This is a genomic window from Vibrio nereis NBRC 15637 (genome assembly GCF_001591105.1).
In the GTDB taxonomy this organism is placed as follows: Bacteria; Pseudomonadota; Gammaproteobacteria; order Enterobacterales; family Vibrionaceae; genus Vibrio; species Vibrio nereis.
The window spans coordinates 149,968-167,376 of sequence record NZ_BCUD01000007.1 but is presented as its reverse complement, the minus strand read 5'-3'; the positions used below and the strand labels follow the sequence as shown (position 1 = coordinate 167,376).

Annotated in this window: 15 protein-coding genes; 10 read left to right on the top strand and 5 right to left on the bottom strand. The window is 44.1% G+C overall.

From position 1 onward, the window contains the following. The first annotated feature begins 27 nt into the window (after positions 1-27). Positions 28-759: a dienelactone hydrolase family protein gene (locus VNE01S_RS09900; RefSeq protein ID WP_053394962.1), complete on the top strand. Its 732-nt coding sequence runs from the start codon at positions 28-30 to the stop codon at positions 757-759. A gap of 98 nt (positions 760-857) precedes the next feature. On the opposite strand, the gene VNE01S_RS09895 is transcribed toward VNE01S_RS09900, so the two are convergent. Then, positions 858-1,523 carry an SH3 domain-containing protein gene (locus VNE01S_RS09895; RefSeq protein ID WP_053394963.1) on the bottom strand — a complete coding sequence of 222 codons (666 nt, stop codon included), beginning with the start codon at positions 1,521-1,523 and terminating at the stop codon, positions 858-860. Between the two features lie 55 nt (positions 1,524-1,578). On the opposite strand from VNE01S_RS09895, the gene VNE01S_RS09890 reads away from it, so the two are divergent. Continuing rightward, positions 1,579-2,145 (top strand): hypothetical protein, encoded by a 567-nt coding sequence (locus VNE01S_RS09890; protein WP_053394964.1) that lies wholly within the window; start codon positions 1,579-1,581, stop codon positions 2,143-2,145. A gap of 71 nt (positions 2,146-2,216) precedes the next feature. Here VNE01S_RS09890 and VNE01S_RS09885 read toward each other — a convergent pair whose 3' ends face one another. Further along, positions 2,217-2,549: a 4a-hydroxytetrahydrobiopterin dehydratase gene (locus VNE01S_RS09885; RefSeq protein ID WP_053394965.1), complete on the bottom strand. Its 333-nt coding sequence runs from the start codon at positions 2,547-2,549 to the stop codon at positions 2,217-2,219. Further along, positions 2,542-3,333, bottom strand: coding sequence for a phenylalanine 4-monooxygenase (gene phhA, locus VNE01S_RS09880; protein WP_053394966.1), 792 nt, complete (start codon positions 3,331-3,333; stop codon positions 2,542-2,544). Before phhA ends, VNE01S_RS09885 begins: the two co-directional genes overlap by 8 nt. Positions 3,334-3,531: 198 nt before the next feature. Between phhA and VNE01S_RS09875 the strand changes: the two genes are divergently transcribed. Beyond that, the gene (locus tag VNE01S_RS09875; protein ID WP_373278544.1) at positions 3,532-5,547 is read left to right on the top strand and encodes an acetoacetate--CoA ligase; all 2,016 of its coding nucleotides are present in this window, start codon (positions 3,532-3,534) and stop codon (positions 5,545-5,547) included. Positions 5,548-5,614: 67 nt separating this feature from the next. Here VNE01S_RS09875 and VNE01S_RS09870 read toward each other — a convergent pair whose 3' ends face one another. Beyond that, entirely contained in the window at positions 5,615-6,193 is a 579-nt protein-coding gene (locus tag VNE01S_RS09870; protein ID WP_053394967.1) for a class I SAM-dependent DNA methyltransferase, read from the bottom strand. Between the two features lie 146 nt (positions 6,194-6,339). Here VNE01S_RS09870 and VNE01S_RS09865 point away from each other — a divergent pair, with 146 nt between their 5' ends. Both VNE01S_RS09865 and VNE01S_RS09860 read left to right on the top strand, forming a co-directional pair. Further along, positions 6,340-7,218, top strand: coding sequence for a LysR family transcriptional regulator (locus tag VNE01S_RS09865; protein ID WP_053394968.1), 879 nt, complete (start codon positions 6,340-6,342; stop codon positions 7,216-7,218). A 196-nt stretch (positions 7,219-7,414) separates the two neighbouring features. After that, entirely contained in the window at positions 7,415-8,308 is an 894-nt protein-coding gene (locus VNE01S_RS09860; protein ID WP_053394969.1) for a cation diffusion facilitator family transporter, read from the top strand. 67 nt (positions 8,309-8,375) lie between these two features. On the opposite strand, the gene VNE01S_RS09855 is transcribed toward VNE01S_RS09860, so the two are convergent. Beyond that, a complete protein-coding gene (locus VNE01S_RS09855) occupies positions 8,376-8,816 on the bottom strand; it encodes a GNAT family N-acetyltransferase (RefSeq protein WP_053394970.1) in 441 nt (146 codons plus the stop codon). A gap of 188 nt (positions 8,817-9,004) precedes the next feature. Between VNE01S_RS09855 and VNE01S_RS09850 the strand changes: the two genes are divergently transcribed. From VNE01S_RS09850 to VNE01S_RS09830, 5 genes are all read left to right on the top strand, one after another. Continuing rightward, on the top strand, positions 9,005-12,352 hold the full coding sequence (locus VNE01S_RS09850) for a PAS domain S-box protein (protein WP_053394971.1): 3,348 nt from the start codon (positions 9,005-9,007) through the stop codon (positions 12,350-12,352). 17 nt (positions 12,353-12,369) lie between these two features. After that, a complete protein-coding gene (locus VNE01S_RS09845; RefSeq protein ID WP_053394972.1) occupies positions 12,370-13,365 on the top strand; it encodes an HD-GYP domain-containing protein in 996 nt (331 codons plus the stop codon). A gap of 280 nt (positions 13,366-13,645) precedes the next feature. Next, complete coding sequence (locus tag VNE01S_RS09840) at positions 13,646-14,509, top strand: DMT family transporter (RefSeq protein ID WP_053394973.1); 864 nt, start codon at positions 13,646-13,648, stop codon at positions 14,507-14,509. A gap of 361 nt (positions 14,510-14,870) precedes the next feature. Beyond that, positions 14,871-15,350: a putative pterin-binding protein gene (locus VNE01S_RS09835; RefSeq protein ID WP_053394974.1), complete on the top strand. Its 480-nt coding sequence runs from the start codon at positions 14,871-14,873 to the stop codon at positions 15,348-15,350. 36 nt (positions 15,351-15,386) lie between these two features. After that, complete coding sequence (locus VNE01S_RS09830) at positions 15,387-17,300, top strand: putative bifunctional diguanylate cyclase/phosphodiesterase (RefSeq protein ID WP_053394975.1); 1,914 nt, start codon at positions 15,387-15,389, stop codon at positions 17,298-17,300. The last annotated feature ends 109 nt before the right edge of the window (positions 17,301-17,409 follow it).

Below are 17,409 nucleotides of genomic sequence, written 5' to 3'. Positions count from 1 at the left end.
TAAAACCGAATGACATGGAGAAAGTAAATGAAATTAGCGTTAGCAGTGGGCTTAGCTATTTTGAGTGGTTCGGCAATAGCAGGTGAAAGTAAAATTTACAATGTAAATGGTAGTGATTACGAGGGCTACTGGGCTAGTGTTGATGACAACGCACCACTTGTTTTGCTTGTTCATGATTGGGATGGCCTAACGGACTACGAGATCAAACGTGCGCAAATGCTAAACAATTTAGGGTACAACGTATTTGCCGTCGACCTGTTTGGTAAGGGTATTCGTCCAACAAAAATTGAAGACAGACGGCAACATACTGGTGAGCTATACAAAGACCGAAACAAACTGAGAGCACTTATGCAAGGTGGGCTTGATTTTGCTTCATCTCTAGCGAAAAACTCTGCAAATACTGTGGTGATGGGATATTGCTTTGGTGGCGCTGCAGTTTTAGAGTCTGCTCGCGCAGGCATGGATGTCAAAGGCTTCGTCACCTTCCATGGAGGACTTTCTACACCAGAGGGACAGACTTATGAAGAAACCAAAGCCCCGATATTAGTGCTTCATGGTACTGCAGACTCAGCGATAACCATGGATCAGTTTGCCGATCTGGCAACAGAATTAGAAGCTCAGCAAGTCAACCATGAGATGATCACCTACAGCGGTGCGCCTCACGCTTTTACCGTTTTTGACAGCCCACGTTATCGAAAAAATGCCGATGAGAAGTCTTGGAAACGTTTTACCGAGTTTCTTGCCCAAAACACTCAGTAAACATTTGAACAGCAATACGATTTTGGGTGTGGCTCTGGACTAACAGTCTAGGAGCCTTCCCCTCTCTAAGCCTCGTGTTTAGAGCCACACTCATACCATTAACGGAAAAAGATTTCTCCCGTTTGAACATCAAGATAGATCTTGTTCGCTTGCTTTAGTCCACCGCAATACACAAAGTACACATCCTGGTCTTTGAAAGTGATGGACCGCATCCACCCTTGAGTTTCTTCGAAATCTTCAGGAGTACATGTTTTCTCCTTCAATAATTCATCCGTTTTCGCGATGAATGCTTCAAAGTGCTCTTTAAAGTCATCAGAGGATTCAATATAACGACTGATAGTTTCGATACGTTCTTGTTTAGTCACTGTCGGAGGAACCTCTAGAAGACGCTCCATGGGCACCCATTCTGCAACTTGCTCTCCCCCCTCTTCATACACGTAATAAACAGAGATTCTGCCCCAGCCGTCTTTCTTTTCAAGAATATGAAGCTTATCGCCTTTGTAGAGCACACTCTCTACAAAAGCATCATAATCAGGGTGCTCTCTCACACCCAGCCTTTCAACATTGACATAATAATCTGTTTTGGGCTTTGGCTCTGGTTCCGGCTTTTTTTCAACCGTTGGAACAACAGGTGGCGCAACTTCTTCGACTTCCTCAGGGGTATTCTCAAGCTCTTGCTGTGGCTTCCAATAAAACATGTAATACCCACCACCAGCACACGCGAGCCCGAGCAATAACAAGACAATCGTGACTATCTTTTTCATATCTTGACGCTGACTTCCTATACTTAATTTATTGCTAGCAACTTTTGTATGACATATGAAATGGCACTGGTTCTTTCTAACTATAGCGGCGACAACCGCGATCACTTTACCGATTCCTGCATTGAGTGAGGATTGCAATGTGGAAACGTGGAATCAAACGCTCAAATATCAAAGAAAAGTTGACCATTGGTACAACGAGCAAGCCACTAAGTTCAACGTGTTTCTAAAAAAGCATCGTCATCAAGTTTTTCTTCATCAGGAGTTTAATACTCAAGAATTAGAAATGTTTTGGCGTCCACAAAAGCGCAACCTACATAAAATCATCAGCCAGCAAATTGATGCATCTCGTGAGGTCATTAGAGTTCTTGACTATCAGTCCAATAGAATTAGCGAAGAATCAAGACGAGTAAAGTCTGCACAGCAACGTTGGTACCGTATCAGCAAGCAATGTGAAAAAGACAATCAGCTAGCAAATGCTGCGACGAGTTTAGGCTATGTAAAGTCAAATAAAGCTTTGAAAGCCGACGTAACGCAACTGCTCTCAAAAATGGAGCAAATAAAGGCGATTTATCAAAGAGAGGTAGACATACTGACCTGGACTAAAGATGAAGATAAACACTAACCTCAACGGCCATAAAAGAGCCTGAAGCACTGAGAGAAGGGAGGTGCGGCGTGCTTCAGGCTAGTAATAAGTTAGTCTTGCAGTTTGTCGCACTTAGCTGCGCAGATAAAATCGTTTTGATGCAGACCTTTGATCGAGTGGCTCCACCAAGTGACTGTTACCTTACCCCACTCCAGCAAAATGGATGGGTGATGGAACTCATCTTCCGCTAACTCAGAAACCAAATTGGCAAACGCCCATGCCTGTTTATAGTTTTTGAACGTGTATACTTTTTCAAGTTGAGGGATCCCGTCTCGCTCTAGCATTTGCCAGCCATCCAACTCCGTCAGTAATAACCGTCTTTCTTCTTGCCCTAGCGCAACAGCGTCGCTGCTGCATGCCTCACAACGTAAATCATTAAGCATGTGTCACTTCCTTTGGTTCAAATAATGGGGGTAATAATCCCGCTTTCATTGCTTGTTTTACATGGAACATTAAATCCATTTGGCTGAGCTTATACAGCTCTTCAATACTATCTAAAACGAAGTACTCCGGTTGCATAATATCAATGCGATAAGGTGTGCGAAGTACGGTATGAATATCAAATGGTTCTCTGAGAGGTTTCGGATCATCTAGGGAGTAAACCGTCTCACCTGGAGAAGATAAAATGCCTCCCCCATAGATCTTGCAGCCACTCTCTTCCTTGACTAGGCCAAACTCAACGGTAAACCAGTAAAGTCGAGCTAAATAAACGCGTTCTTTGCTTGTTGCATTTTGCCCTAACTGCCCGTAGGTATGCGTGAACTCAGCAAACTGTGGATTAGTGAGCATGGCACAGTGACCAAAAATTTCATGGAAGAAGTCGGGCTCTTGTAGGTAATCAAACTCGGCTCTTGAACGCAAAAACGTCGCGACCGGAAATTTCTTATTGGCAAGTAAAGCAAAAAACTTATCGAAGTTGATGAGTGCTGGTACAGGTTCTACTTGCCAGCCCGTTTCCCTCTTTAACACTTCGTTGATTTCAGGTAGCTGCGGCACCCGATCTATCGGTAAATCAAGCAATTCCAAACCACGCAGATATTCTTTACATGCGCGCTGCTTAATAAACCCAAGCTGTCGAGTAACCAGATCATGCCAGATCTGATCTTCTTCGTGGCTCCATTCCACAAACCCTTTATCATTCACAGGTTTAGATACGTACTGAGTCATTGCCTTTCCCTTAACAATTCCTTTACATAAAGCCTATCCTGATGTCTGAGTGGTGACAATCTAGCCAAAGACAAACGTCGCCTAATAAGTGTAACATTTATTTTACATTTGAGGTTTTTTTACTTATTTTTCAGTTATCTGATTGTTTGTGAGAGTTTGACTTTGAGCGTTTTTCAATCAAAACTTAATCGGTCAAATATGGATCATCAAGACGAGGGCGTCATGGCAGATTGCAGAACAACATCAGCAGAACCAATGTGGGTTCCTAGCAAAAAGCGCGTTGAATCATCGAACCTTCAGCAGTTTGTTCAACATATCAATATTCAAGGAAACCAGATCGACAACTATGCTGAACTGCACAAATGGTCTGTCGAATGCAAAAAGGATTTTTGGCTAGAAGTTTGGCAGTTTTGTGATGTGATTGGCTATAGAGGTGACTGCATACATGGGGAAGGTTTGGCGAAGTGGGGAGAATTTAACGCTAGCCGAGACACGATCTGGTTCCCTCAGGCTCAACTCAACTATGCTGAAAATCTGTTAGCGTATGCTTTTCAGGCTCCTGAAGATATTGCCATTTGGTTTACCAATGAAAGCGGCGAAACAAGCACACTCACTTGGCAAGAGTTGTGCGATAAAGTATCAATTGTCCAACAATGGCTTAAGCACAACGATGTCGGTCAAGGAGATGTTGTAGCTGGCTACCTACCGCATATGCCAGAAACAGTGATCGCAATGCTCGCGACCACAAGTTTAGGTGCAATCTGGACATCTACCTCCCCCGACTTTGGCGTCGAAAGCGTCATAGAACGATTTGGCCAAGTACAGCCAAAAGTACTGTTCTGTTGTAATGGCTATCAATTTAACGGCAAAACATTCGATATGCGGAAGAAAAACCATGAAATTGCACAATCACTGCCAAGTATCGAGAACACCTGCCAAATAGAGTACCTAAAAACTCAGGTCTCTGGTGATTTGAGTAATGAAACCTTTTCTGACTGGGAAGCGATATTGGCGAGCTTTATGCCTAGAGGAGTGGAATACAACCGGGTCGGATTTAATGATCCTTTATTTGTTCTTTACTCATCGGGGACGACTGGCAAGCCTAAGTGCATCGTTCATTCCGTTGGCGGCACGACCATCAACCATCTAAAAGAGCATCAATTGCATTGTGATATACAACCGAAAGACAACGTCTTTTATTACACAACCTGTGGCTGGATGATGTGGAATTGGCACGTTTCTGCGCTTGCAAGCGGTGCCACATTGGTCATTTTTGATGGTAGCCCGATGTACCCAAGCCCAGATACTCTTTGGCAACTGGCGCAAGAGGCAAACGTCACTCTATTTGGTACGTCAGCCAAGTATTTAGAAGCGTTACAAAAAAGTGACTTTTCCCCCCAAGAGCATTACCAACTAAGCCACTTAAAAACACTTTGCTCTACGGGTTCTGTCCTTTACCCACAGCAATTTGACTATGTTTACGCTCATATAAAACAAGATTTGCATTTGGCGTCTATTTCCGGTGGTACCGATATTTGCGGCTGCTTTGTTATCGGCAACCCGATATCCCCAGTGTATCGCGGAGAATGTCAGGCCGCCGCTCTTGGGCTAGATGTAGCGGTGTTTAACGAGCAAGGAGAAGAAGTCACTGGAGAGCGTGGTGAGTTGGTTTGCCGAAACAGCTTCCCTAATCAACCTTTAGGATTTTGGCACGATAATGGCGAAAAGTATCACGAAGCCTATTGGGCTAAGTTCCCTAACACCTGGCATCATGGTGATGATGTCGAAAAAACGCCTTCAGGAGGCATGGTCTTCTATGGTCGCAGTGATACAACGCTCAACCCAGGGGGCGTTAGAATCGGTACAGCTGAGATTTACCAACAGGTGAATCAGCTCGCTGGGGTAAAAGACTCAATCGCCGTTTCTCGCCATGTGAGTGGCGATGAGAAGATTGTTCTTTTCGTCCAACTTGAGCGGCCTGAATGTTTAAACGAAGAGCTGAAATCACTCATCCGCTCCACGTTGAAAGTGAAATGCTCCCCTCGACATGTACCTAGTGAGATTTACGCGCTGAGCGAGATCCCTAAAACAAAATCAGGAAAACTGGTAGAGCTGGCCGTTAAACAAGTATTACACGCCCAAGAAGTAAAAAATAAAGGTGCAATTGCCAACCCTTGGGTACTAGAAGAGATCGCTCAATACTCACATCAATAACATAGAAACCTCGGAAAATGAAAAGCCCGGCAAATTGCCGGGCTTAATAATTGAATTCAGTTGGTTGTTATTTTTTGGCTACAGCCATCAAAACTGTTGCTTTGCCTTGCGGTGTTTCAATCTCAAACGGCGTACTTACTGTCACTTCAGCAAAACCAACGCACGTTAGAACTCGTTTAGCATGTGATATGGTCATTCCGCCCATTTCATCAGTCTCTGACAACCAATCCCAGTGGACAAAATAACCGCCCTCATCCAATAGGCTATACACAATATCAGCTACATCAGAGTAATTAGGAAGAAAACTACACACGGAAGAAGCGACAACAGTATCAAACTGACGACGAAACGCAGGGTGCATTGCAACTAACCCACGGGTCAGCATATCAACCACAGGCTCAACATTATCTAACTCTTTTTGATCGAGCTGCTCAATCATGGCTTCGGAGCTATCCAAAGCAACCACGTCTTTTACAATAGGAGACAACTTTTGGCTTAGTAACCCTGTACCACATCCAAAATCTAGAATGTGTGAACCCTGCAGTTCAATGATATCTTGCAGTGATTCAAACGCTTTGTTGGCGAAAACCGCGGTTGATTTTTCATTTTCCCAGTTCGCTGCGACATCATCCCAACTCATTGCCATCATGATCTCCCTATAACTTCATTCACTTGGCGCCTCCCAAGAGTACCAAAACTTCATGAAATTCCTAGCGTTTCAAAGCGCAAAACGGACAATCTACGAAGAATGTTGTACTATTCGGCTAAAAGATCACTGTTAATGACTAATAAATGAACTTATCTCAAATAGAAGCTTTTTGCAGTGTTGCGGACACAGGCTCCGTCTCTGAAGCTGCTCGCCAGCTTGACTGCAATAGAACGAAGTTAAGCATGGCTATCAAAGCATTAGAGAAAGATCTCGACATCGAATTATTCATTCGTAGTGGTAATAACCTCACCCTCTCTGAAGCCGGAAAAGCGATCTATAAAGACTGCCAAAACCTACTGATTACCGCTTCTCGAATTCGCCAAACGTGCGCGCAAGTATCAGGGGAATTTAACGCCGAAGTATGGATTGCTCGTGACGATTCCCTACCCGATGATATGTGGCAAGATCTTTCACATCGCCTAAATAAGCGCTTTCCTGCAACCTCTTTCAACACTGTATTGGCATCATCGGGTGACTTAGCCAACCTAGTCGCAACGCAGCAGGTCGACTTTGCCTTTGGCGTTGACTACGATCGCTCTGGCGATCCGCATATTGCTTATCAGCCCCTAGGTAAAATTCGCATGATGTCCGTCTGCCGCGCCGATAATCCATTGAGTAAACTACGACGCGTTTCAGATGATGAACTACGTAACTCAATGCAAGCCGTCATGGTGTATCTAAACGAGAAAGATAATCCTGACCTTCAACCTTTTTCACTCAGGCATATTGGGTTTTCAAGCTTCGATTACATGCTTTGCACTATATTGGAAGAAGATGCTTGGGGAGTCCTACCTGAGCCACTCATTCGCCATCTACTAAGAAAACAGGAACTGGCTGTGATCAAGCACACCTACGGTCTAACTCAAGAAGACTACTGCATGTTCACGGCTGTCGGTATGGCTGAGCACCCGGGCATGTCATGGCTAGCTGACAAACTCAACGAGTATTTGTTTGATTTTTAATTATTTTTTCCTTATTCATCTTTGTGAATATCAGTGAGCGTCAATTTTATTGACAGGAAGAAATAAGCATAACCATATGAATTTAAAAGAAATAAAATAATTACCGTAAAAGAAAGTCATTTTTCGTACAGATGTCATTTGTCAAACACTCATATATTGAGAAGAATATATAGGTGTTTAACAAAGAGATTCTGCTATGTGTGCCAGGACAAGTTTAAATGAAAAAAGAATACTCACCTTTTCAGCCCTGTTAGCATCGGGGTTTGCAGGTGGTGGCATGGTGCTTGGTTTGCTTGTTGGCTCTCTAGTTATTGTTTTTGATGGCGTTTACTCCCTAGTAAGCTTGCTGTTAACATTATTGTCACTGGCAGCCTCGCGCTATATTGAACATCCAACTAATAACCACTTCCCTTTTGGAAAAGCTATCTTAGAACCCGTGGTTATTGCGATAAAAGGGCTGGTAATTTTACTGGTGGTCAGCTATTCACTGTATTCTGCTGTCGTCTCAATGTTCAGCGGCGGGCGTGAAGTCGATGCCTCTATTGCTACTATATTTGGCGTAGTGAACGTTATCGGTTGTGCGTACGCATGGTGGTACATTGCCAACAAGTCTAAACGCTTTTCATCTGGTTTGATTGAAGCGGAAGCGACTCAATGGCAAATGGATACCCTGCTAAGTGTCGCGGTGACATTAGGATTCGTGTCTGCTTGGTTAGTGTCTATTTCGCCTTACTCGGAATATGCCGTATACGCTGACCCAATGATGATGATTTTAATGTCTTTTTACTTCATCAAAGTGCCGTTTGAGATGCTTCGTGAAGCAATACGTGAGCTTCTAATGATGACCCCTAGCGACGAAATTTGCTCTACGGTAAACCAAGAGGTATCCGCTTTGGAGACTCAAATGTCTCAAAGCTTAGCCGTTGCAGGCGTCACTAAAGTTGGGCGCGAGTTACGTGTGAATTTGGATGTACATGCCAATGGCAACGAACTGCAAGTTGCTGAGCTCGAAAAAACGCGAAAGATCCTCAATGACAAACTTTCAAAGTTATCTTTGAATTTGAACCTGACGATGAACATCGCCAGTTAAGTTAAACAATAGAAACCTCACCAAAGATAACCGCCTTATTCGGCGGTTATCTTGTTATAGAGCCTATCTAAAGTTGCAAAGCGAATGTATAGAAATCTTCTTCGCGATCCGTTATTTGATAGCCCAACATTTGGTAAAATCTCACAGCCTGCTGATTAACAATAAAACTAGACAGCGTTATTTTTTCGCGTTGTTCGCAAATCGCATCCACTTTTATCTTCTCCATAATTCTGCTCCCGTAGCTTTTCCCTCTCATTGTAGGAAAGATCACCAGAAGGTGAACATGCATCGCGTTGTCGTAGGGCTTGTAACATAGCATCCCGACTTTCTTCCCTTGGCAATACACCCAGTAGAACCAATCGGCTTGATAACTATTTCTTAACCGCGAATGTTGAAATTCATCGTCCCAGCCAAACACCGCATCAATATGGTGGTACAAACCTTCCTTTACGACCTGAAACAGAGAATCGTATTCGCTCTCTTTGACTGGCTTAAACTCAATTTCCATATTTGTACCTATAATAGGGTAACAACAACGCATTCACTCAGAACACGCACCAACCATCCATTTGTCCGAGTAAATCGACAACAACTTATTATTTGTGCCACAAATTACTACACATTTATTGATCGCAATAGTAGTTTGTTACGCCATACCCATGATCGCCAAGCCATTACTTTTTATAGGCCTTTATAATGCTTGACCAGTTTTTTATCACTAATGTAGAAAACGCTCATACTCTGACTGGAACATATGTCCCGTGGTTAGTTGTGCTGTCCATTTTTCTTGCTTCAATGGCTTCATTCTTCGCACTCCGTTTGGCTGCTGCGGCCAGGCATATAATCAGTAAGCCTCACCAGCAACTCGCACTGGTTTCAGGTTCGTTGATCATGGCTGGTGGTATATGGAGCATGCATTTTGTCGGTATGCTGGCGTTTAAAATGCCGCATGAGATGAGCTATGACCCACTGCTCACCACAATATCTTTGCTGCCTGCGACAATCTCTAGTTACATTGTTCTAAAGTCTCTGATCAACAAACACGACTCCCTAAAGCTGACACTTAGAAATGGCGTCATCGTCGGTTCTGGCATTGGTGCTATGCACTATTTGGGTATGGAAGCGATGATCATGGACGTCATTTTACGTTACGACCCGTATTGGTTTGCACTATCGATTGTGGTCGCTGTCGTATTGGCCTTTATCGCGCTATCGGCGCGGCGTTTACTGCGCTACCACTTCCCAAAGTTGCGCTCATTCCACGTCAAATTGATCAGCGCCTTAATCATGGGGGGAGCCATTTCTGGAATGCATTACACGGGAATGGAAGCAGCCCGCTTCATTGTTTTGAGTGGCCACACTGCGCACCCTCATGCACAAGATCCTGCATTCCTTGCCATTGGTGTCGCCATCGCGACGTTACTTATCTCTACACTCGCCGTCAACGTTAGCTCGCAGCTGCGCTATCGCCAACTGCTGTCTGAAAAAACGGCCAGTGAAACCCGTCTGCAAGCCATACTCGATACCGCAAAAGACGGCGTCATTACTATTGATGCCCAAGGTATCATTCAAGGCATCAACAGCGCGGCGAGTTCTATTTTTGGCTGGGAAGAAGCAGAAATCGTCGGACAAAATGTATCGACGCTAATGCCCAACCCTCACCGAGACGCCCACGATTCCTACTTAGCCCGTTACTTCGCAACAGGGAAAGAAACCGTACTCGAGTCATCAAGAGAGGTATACGCTCAGCACAAGCTTGGACACCTAATCCCGGTAAGATTAGGCGTTGGCCGCGTTGACCTCGAAGGGGGTGAAACTCTATTTGTGGGCTTTGTTGCCGACATTTCTGAACGTAAAGCGATGGAAGAAAAACTACGTGAGAGTGAAGAGCGTCTCAGCTCATTGATGCAAAATATCCCGGGGGCGTCTTTCCGTCGTCAATTTGATAAGAACTGGACGCCGATATTTCTCAGCGACGGTATCTTAGACATTTCGGGTTATTCATCCGCGCGTTTTTTTGCAGAGCAGCGTTCATTTGCCGATCTCGTCTATCCAGATGATTACCACAACGTCTGCCAAATTATCGAATCACTCGACAATGACACGAATACTTATGCGGTCGAATACCGATTGAAACATAAATCTGGTGACCCTGTTTGGGTGTTAGAAAATGGCCTAGTGGTCAAAGATTCCAACGGTAACGTTCTCTGGATCGATGGTGTAATGATCAATATTTCCACGCGCAAGCAAATGGAAGAAGAGCTGCTTAACGCGAAACGTCTTGCGGAAGAAGCGGCAGAAAGCAAAGCTTCTTTCCTAGCCAATATGAGTCACGAAATACGCACTCCGATGAACGCCATCATCGGGTTCACTGACATTCTGCTCGACTCATCGATTAGCGGAGAGAACAGACGACACCTACAAACGATCGATAAGTCCTCACGCTCATTGTTGCACCTACTGAATGACATTCTAGATAGCGCTAAGCTTGATAAAAACAAACTTGAAATTGAACAGGCCCCGTTCAACCTTGCGGCGTGTGTCGATACCGTCATTTCAACACTTTGGCTTAATGCCAAAAGCAAAGGTATTGAGTTAGAGCTTTCACTTTCTGATGAATTACCACATGTCATTTACGGTGCTGAAGACCGTATCAGACAAGTTCTGATGAATTTGGTCGGTAACGGCATTAAATTCACTGAATCAGGCAGTGTTACGCTAGCCATTTCCCCTATCCATGATCAACCTAACTATATTCGATTCAGTGTCACCGATACTGGCATCGGGATCGCACCAGAACGGTTAAGCGCGATCTTCGATGCATTTACTCAAGCCGATGCATCCATGAGTCGCCGATTTGGCGGGACCGGATTAGGTACCACAATCTCGCGTCAATTGGTTCACCTCATGGGCGGGGAGATCAGAGCTTGCAGCGAAATAGGCAAAGGCAGTCAGTTTAGTTTCGACTTACCACTGCCAGAAAGTACTTTGGATATCGCTCATTCCAATTCAGCCAAACTTGTCCTCCCTCCTCTGCGTATTTTGGTTTGTGATGATATAGAGCAAAACATCAGGCTGATAAAGATTTTGTTGGAGCGAGATGGGCACAGCGTGATCACAGCTCAAGACGGCATAGAGGCCGTTATCAAGTACAAAGAAGAAAGACCACAACTGATCTTGATGGATTTACAAATGCCAAGGTTGGATGGCTTACAAGCTAGCCGAGAGATTCGAACGTGGGAGCAGGAACACGATCAAACAAATGTGCCGATTATTGCGCTCACGGCAAGCGTTTTAACCGAAGACAGGCTGCAAGCTCACCATGCAGGCATGAACGGTTTCGCCAATAAGCCCGTTGATCTTCCGCAATTAACCCAAGAAATCGCGAGGGTAATGGACTTGCATGATTTACAAAGCATCCATCACGAACACAGCTATGAAAGCGAAACTAAACCAACACGCTTGGAGCTACTCGACATCAAGAAAGGGCTCAAACTTTGGGGCAGTGAATCCCTATACATCAGCGAACTTCATAGTATGGTAAACAAACAGGCCGACCTGATAGACAGCCTGAGAATGTACCTTCAAGGTCATCATTGGGACGAGCTCGCCAGTCGAGCGCATGCAATGAAAGGTCTGTCTGGTAACTTTGCCTTGCTACCACTGCATCAAATGTTTAGCCAGCTAGAACACGCGGCCGATAAGCATTGCACTAACGCCGCGCAACACGCGCTTGAAGATATTACCCAGCATTGGCCTAGTCTGGTAACTGAGGTAGAGGTTCTCGTTCAACAAAACATTAATAGCCCAACGCCGCAACCCCATGCCTCCATAGAGCCAGGCCAGCTACGAGCCTTGCTGACCGAGTGGTTGCAAGCCACACAAATGGGAGAACTGCGTGAAGATATTGCCGAAAGCGTTCATAATGCGGCACCTAAAACGATACAAAAATTCATTATCAATGCCATGAGCGCTATTGACGAGTTCGACTTTCATATCGCTGCTACCCAATTGGAAACAGCGCTAGATACGTTAGAAAAATAGGAAGGAAACATACTGCCGTGTTTACTAAGCCTCAGCCACGAATTCTCATCGTCGATGATGAGCCCGCGAACCTAAAGGTAATGAAGCAAGTGCTTCAAGACCATTATCGGCTATCCTTTGCGCGCTCGGGGCAAGACGCCCTAAAGCTAATGGAAAATGATGGGTTCGACCTAGTACTCCTCGATATCATGATGCCTGGCATGACAGGATTTGATGTGTGCGAACGACTCAAAGCCAACCCGGATACGGCGGCTATCCCTGTTATTTTTGTTACGGCATTGCGTGATTCCATTGACGAAGAAAAAGGCTTTGATATAGGTGGTGTCGATTACATCATCAAACCTATCGTTCCTGCTATTGTGCGGGCACGCGTTAAAACGCATCTTTCGATGGTCAAAATCGACGCCCTGCGTGAAACACAGGTAGACCTTATCCAGCGCTTAGGCCGAGCAGCCGAATATAAAGATAATGAAACTGGCATGCACGTACAGCGGATGAGCCATTACGTGAAAATCTTAGCGACTGCGATAGGCATGGACGAAGAAATCGCCGACGAGCTACGCATGGCCGCGACCATGCACGACATAGGCAAAATTGCCATCCCTGACAAAATCTTGCTCAAACCAGGGAAACTGGACGAACAAGAGTTCGAACGTATGAAAAAACACGTAGAAGTGGGCGTTAGTATTTTAGAGTCTCCTCGCTCTACGCTGATTTCACTCGCACAGAGCATTGCATCGACCCATCATGAAAAATGGGATGGCACAGGCTATCCGCAAGGGATTGCGGGTGAGTCTATCCCGATCGAAGGTCGCTTGGCCGCCATAGCTGATGTGTTTGATGCCTTAACCAGTGAGCGCCCATATAAAAAGGCGTGGCCAGTTGAAGACGCAGTCGCATTTATAGAAGAGCAAGCTGGCAAACATTTTGATCCTAACCTTGTGCCTGTATTCATCCAACAGTTGCCCTATATTTTAGAAATAAAAGAGCGCTTTAAAGAACGACAAGTTTAACCATATAACGTAAAACAAAGCTCCAATCAGGTGTGTCTGGCCTAGAGACACACCTAAGTTTTTCCATACTAAACCAAGGCTGTATTGTGAATACATCGCCAAAATTTTCATCAATTCCCAACACCGCAACAATACAACTAATTAGCCTAATAACCATAAATAGCTAAAGTAATCATGTAGATTGAATAAAAATAGAAACTTCTCGGTCTAGGTGTAGATGCACAGCTCCACAGTGATTAGTGCCAACATTAACCAACCTGTGTTGAAGGAAAGGATTTCAATGTCGACTTTTATACTTACATCTATTGCCATGCTAGCCTTTGCGGCCAACTCCATCTTATGTCGGCTTGCGTTAGCAGAGGGAACGATAGATGCGGGTAGCTTTACACTGATTCGCTTGATTTCGGGTGCCATTGTCTTGGCTGCTATTTTGCTTTTTAGACAACGAGGCTCTAACACAGAATCCTTAGGTTGGGCGTTTAGCTTACTTGCTGGAGGAGCACTATTTGGTTATGCCATCTTGTTTTCATTCGCGTATATCAATTTAGCCGCAGGCACTGGCGCATTATTGCTATTTGGTGCGGTTCAACTCACCCTCTTAGGGCTGCATTGGTGGCAGGGGCAGCGTTTTAAAGCATTAGAGGTCATAGGCATACTTTGCTCACTGGGTGGCTTTGTATGGCTCATGCTGCCATCAGCGACACGACCAGACCTAGTATCAGCCTTACTCATGCTATTTTCAGGCATTTCATGGGCACTGTTTACCGCTTTGGGTAAAACCATTAAGTCCCCCATTTTAGGCATAACAAGAGGCTTTATTATTGCTTCTTGTATTGCACTACTCTTTACACCTTGGCTCTTTAATCATTCCACGCTGTCCACACAAGGCATCGTGCTCGCTGTTCTGTCGGGTAGCATTGCTTCAGCGATGGGTTACGTTTTGTGGTATCGGGTTATTCAGCAACTCACTTTGCTTCAAGCATCCATCAGTCAATTATCTGTCCCTGTCATCACGCTCATCATCGGTTTCATCATGCTGGGAGAAGAGCTATCGCTTCATCACATTGCCACCAGTAGTGTTATTTTAGGTGGAATTGCATTGGTCTTCATCGCACGCTGGTACCACGAGCGTCAGAGAGCTTAAGTGCGCAGTAAACCCTCATTAACCTGATATCCCTTTAAAGTGGTTGATATATATCACATTACCGAATTTTTTGATCTAAAAAAAACGACATTGGAACTTTGAGTCCAGTTTCAAAATAGCAATGACATTAATTTATATTTCATACACTTAGGTCTGACGCATTAAACCTGTGCGATTAACTTCGCAATTTGCAAAATAAAATTATGTCTTTATATATCAATAGATTAGATGGCATATCAATGACTAAAAAAGCGACCAAACACTTAGTTGCGTCTTTCGTTAATTATCTTTATATGTACATCCGAAGTTATATTTTGGAACAAACCTCTCATTATCAATAACAACCATATAAGGAGTCTCCATGTTAAAAAGCCTTTATCTTCGCCTAGCAGCCACTGCCCTATTGTGCTTTAGCGCTTTCTTTAGTCATGCAAGCACAGATACCATTTTAACGATTAATCACCACGGCGAAGAAGCAAAGTTCAGCCTTGAACAACTGCTCACTCATGCCGACAAAGAGATCGTAACTGATACGCCTTGGACCGAAGATAAAACAACGTTTATGGGTGTATCGGCCAAAGAAATTCTCAAAATAACGGCTACCGACAAAGCAAGTCTAAAAGTGACCGCCTTAAATGATTATTGGTCTACCATACCGTATAGTGATATTGAGCAATACAACCCAATCTTCGCCGTGAAAAAAAATGGAGATGTAATGAGTATCCGTGACAAAGGGCCTGTTTGGGTTATTTATCCTTTAAGTCAATTTGATGAAATGAACAACGAAGTGCTTCACAGCCGAATGGTGTGGCAAGTTCGTAGCGTTGAAATCGTCCAATAACGTCGATATCTCTAACAGTGGAGTGTGCTAGATTCTATGAATCGCAACATTGCTTTATTTATCACGATGGTCTTTGCACTTTTCTCGTTCTCTATCTGGACGTTAGTTAAGTTCAACGACACATATAACATGCTCACAAAGCACACTCAGCTTTCTGCTTGGGCGCTTGCGCAATTAGAGTTTGAAACACTCTTATTACACAAAGAAGTGGATAAATACGTTCTGGACGAAAATGCATCTAAAACAGAACTCAACCTCAAATATGACATCCTTTGGAGCCGCTACAGCACTTTTTTATCCAGTGACGAAACGGCCTCAATCCGTGTAGAACACAAATCTGGCGAGGTAGTCACAGAAGCCTTTCACCTTGTAAAGAAATATGAGCACGCCGTCGTGATTGGTGACAGAGCGCGTTTAGCTGCCTTTTCTGCTGAACTAGAAGCATTAACCCCCCAATTACGCGGTTTGATGGTGACAAATTTTACGGGAGAGGCATCGGTAAAAGAACGCGAGGTGATTGCAGAAAGCAGAAAGACGGTACTTACGGATATGTTCCTCATTCTGCTCGTTCTAAGCTTGCTCTCATATCGGTTATATAAAGATTCACAAAAGCAAACTTACATTGCTTGGCACGACCCACTAACAAAGCTAAAAAACCGTAACTTTCTGCTAAACGAGTTAAAAGAACTGAGTGAGAAAGATCAAAAGTATGCCATCGTATTGCTTGATATCAGTCACTTCAAAGAGATTAACGATACTGTTAGCTACGAGTACGGTGACCAAGTGCTGATAGAGATCAGTCAGCATATCAAAGCAAAAGCAGACAAATTTGCGTTCTCTTGCGCGCGTGTCGGGGCCGATGAATTTGCCATTCTGATCAACCAAGAAGACTTCCATCTAGAATTTTTCGTTAAAAAGCTACTCAGTGACTTAAATTCTGCTTTGCACGCGATGGATCGTTCTGACCGCATGAGTATTTCTATGGGAATCGCAACGTATAAGGAGTCAGGGGACAGCAATGAACACCTACTAAAGAAGTCAAACTTAGTCCTAAACAATGCTGACTTTGCGTTAAACATTGCCAAAAAGAGCAATACAGAACAAGTGGTCTATTTTAGTAAAGAGATCGAAATAGAGCACAGGAAAAAGCATAAATTAAGTGAAGAGCTAGAACTGCTCATCAGCATTCAAGAACAAAAGCAGCTGTTTATGGTTTTTCAGCCAATCGTGTCTCGTCATACCAATAAGATGGGCTGCGAAGCACTGATCCGTTGGCAACACCCACTGTATGGGTTTATCAACCCCGAATATCTTATCTCGATTGCCGAGGAGTCGGGGTTAGCTAAAGATCTGGGCAAATGGATCATGAAAGAGGTTCATCACGCGCTTGCTGTGGATTGGTCGGAGTTTAATGACCAAGTTGAAATTGCCATCAATTTATCCGATTCATTATTTGATGAAGAGCTACCCACCTTGGTAACCGAAGTTTTTGGCGGCAACCCCAACTATTTAGACTCCATCGTACTGGAGATAACAGAAACGATGACTCTTGATGAAGTTGAGCGCAGTAGCAACATCATCAATGAATTAGAAAAGATTGGCGTTCGCCTAGCACTGGACGACTTTGGGACAGGCTGGTCTTCACTGTACAACTTAAATCATTTGCGGTTTAACAAACTTAAAATAGACAAATCTTTTATCCAAAACCTTAACTGTGAGAAGAATCAGACGTTTTTTGTTTCAGCTATCGTCAATCTTTCCCATCAATTAGGCATTAAAGTGGTTGCGGAAGGCGTGGAGGATGTAACGCAACTCAAGAGTTTAATTGAACTCGGCGTCGATGAATTTCAGGGTTACTACTTTTCTAAACCAGTGTCTAAACAAGAATTTACTCACTTCTGCAAACACTACTTTGACGAAGACCCTCTGGCTGCCAACATGATCATATAAACCCAAGTGGCCCGTGCGATGTTGAACAGCATCGCACAAACAACTCTATAAGCCTTGACCTTACCCTAGGGGTAGACTTTACTCTTGTAAGGTCATTTTTACTGCGGAT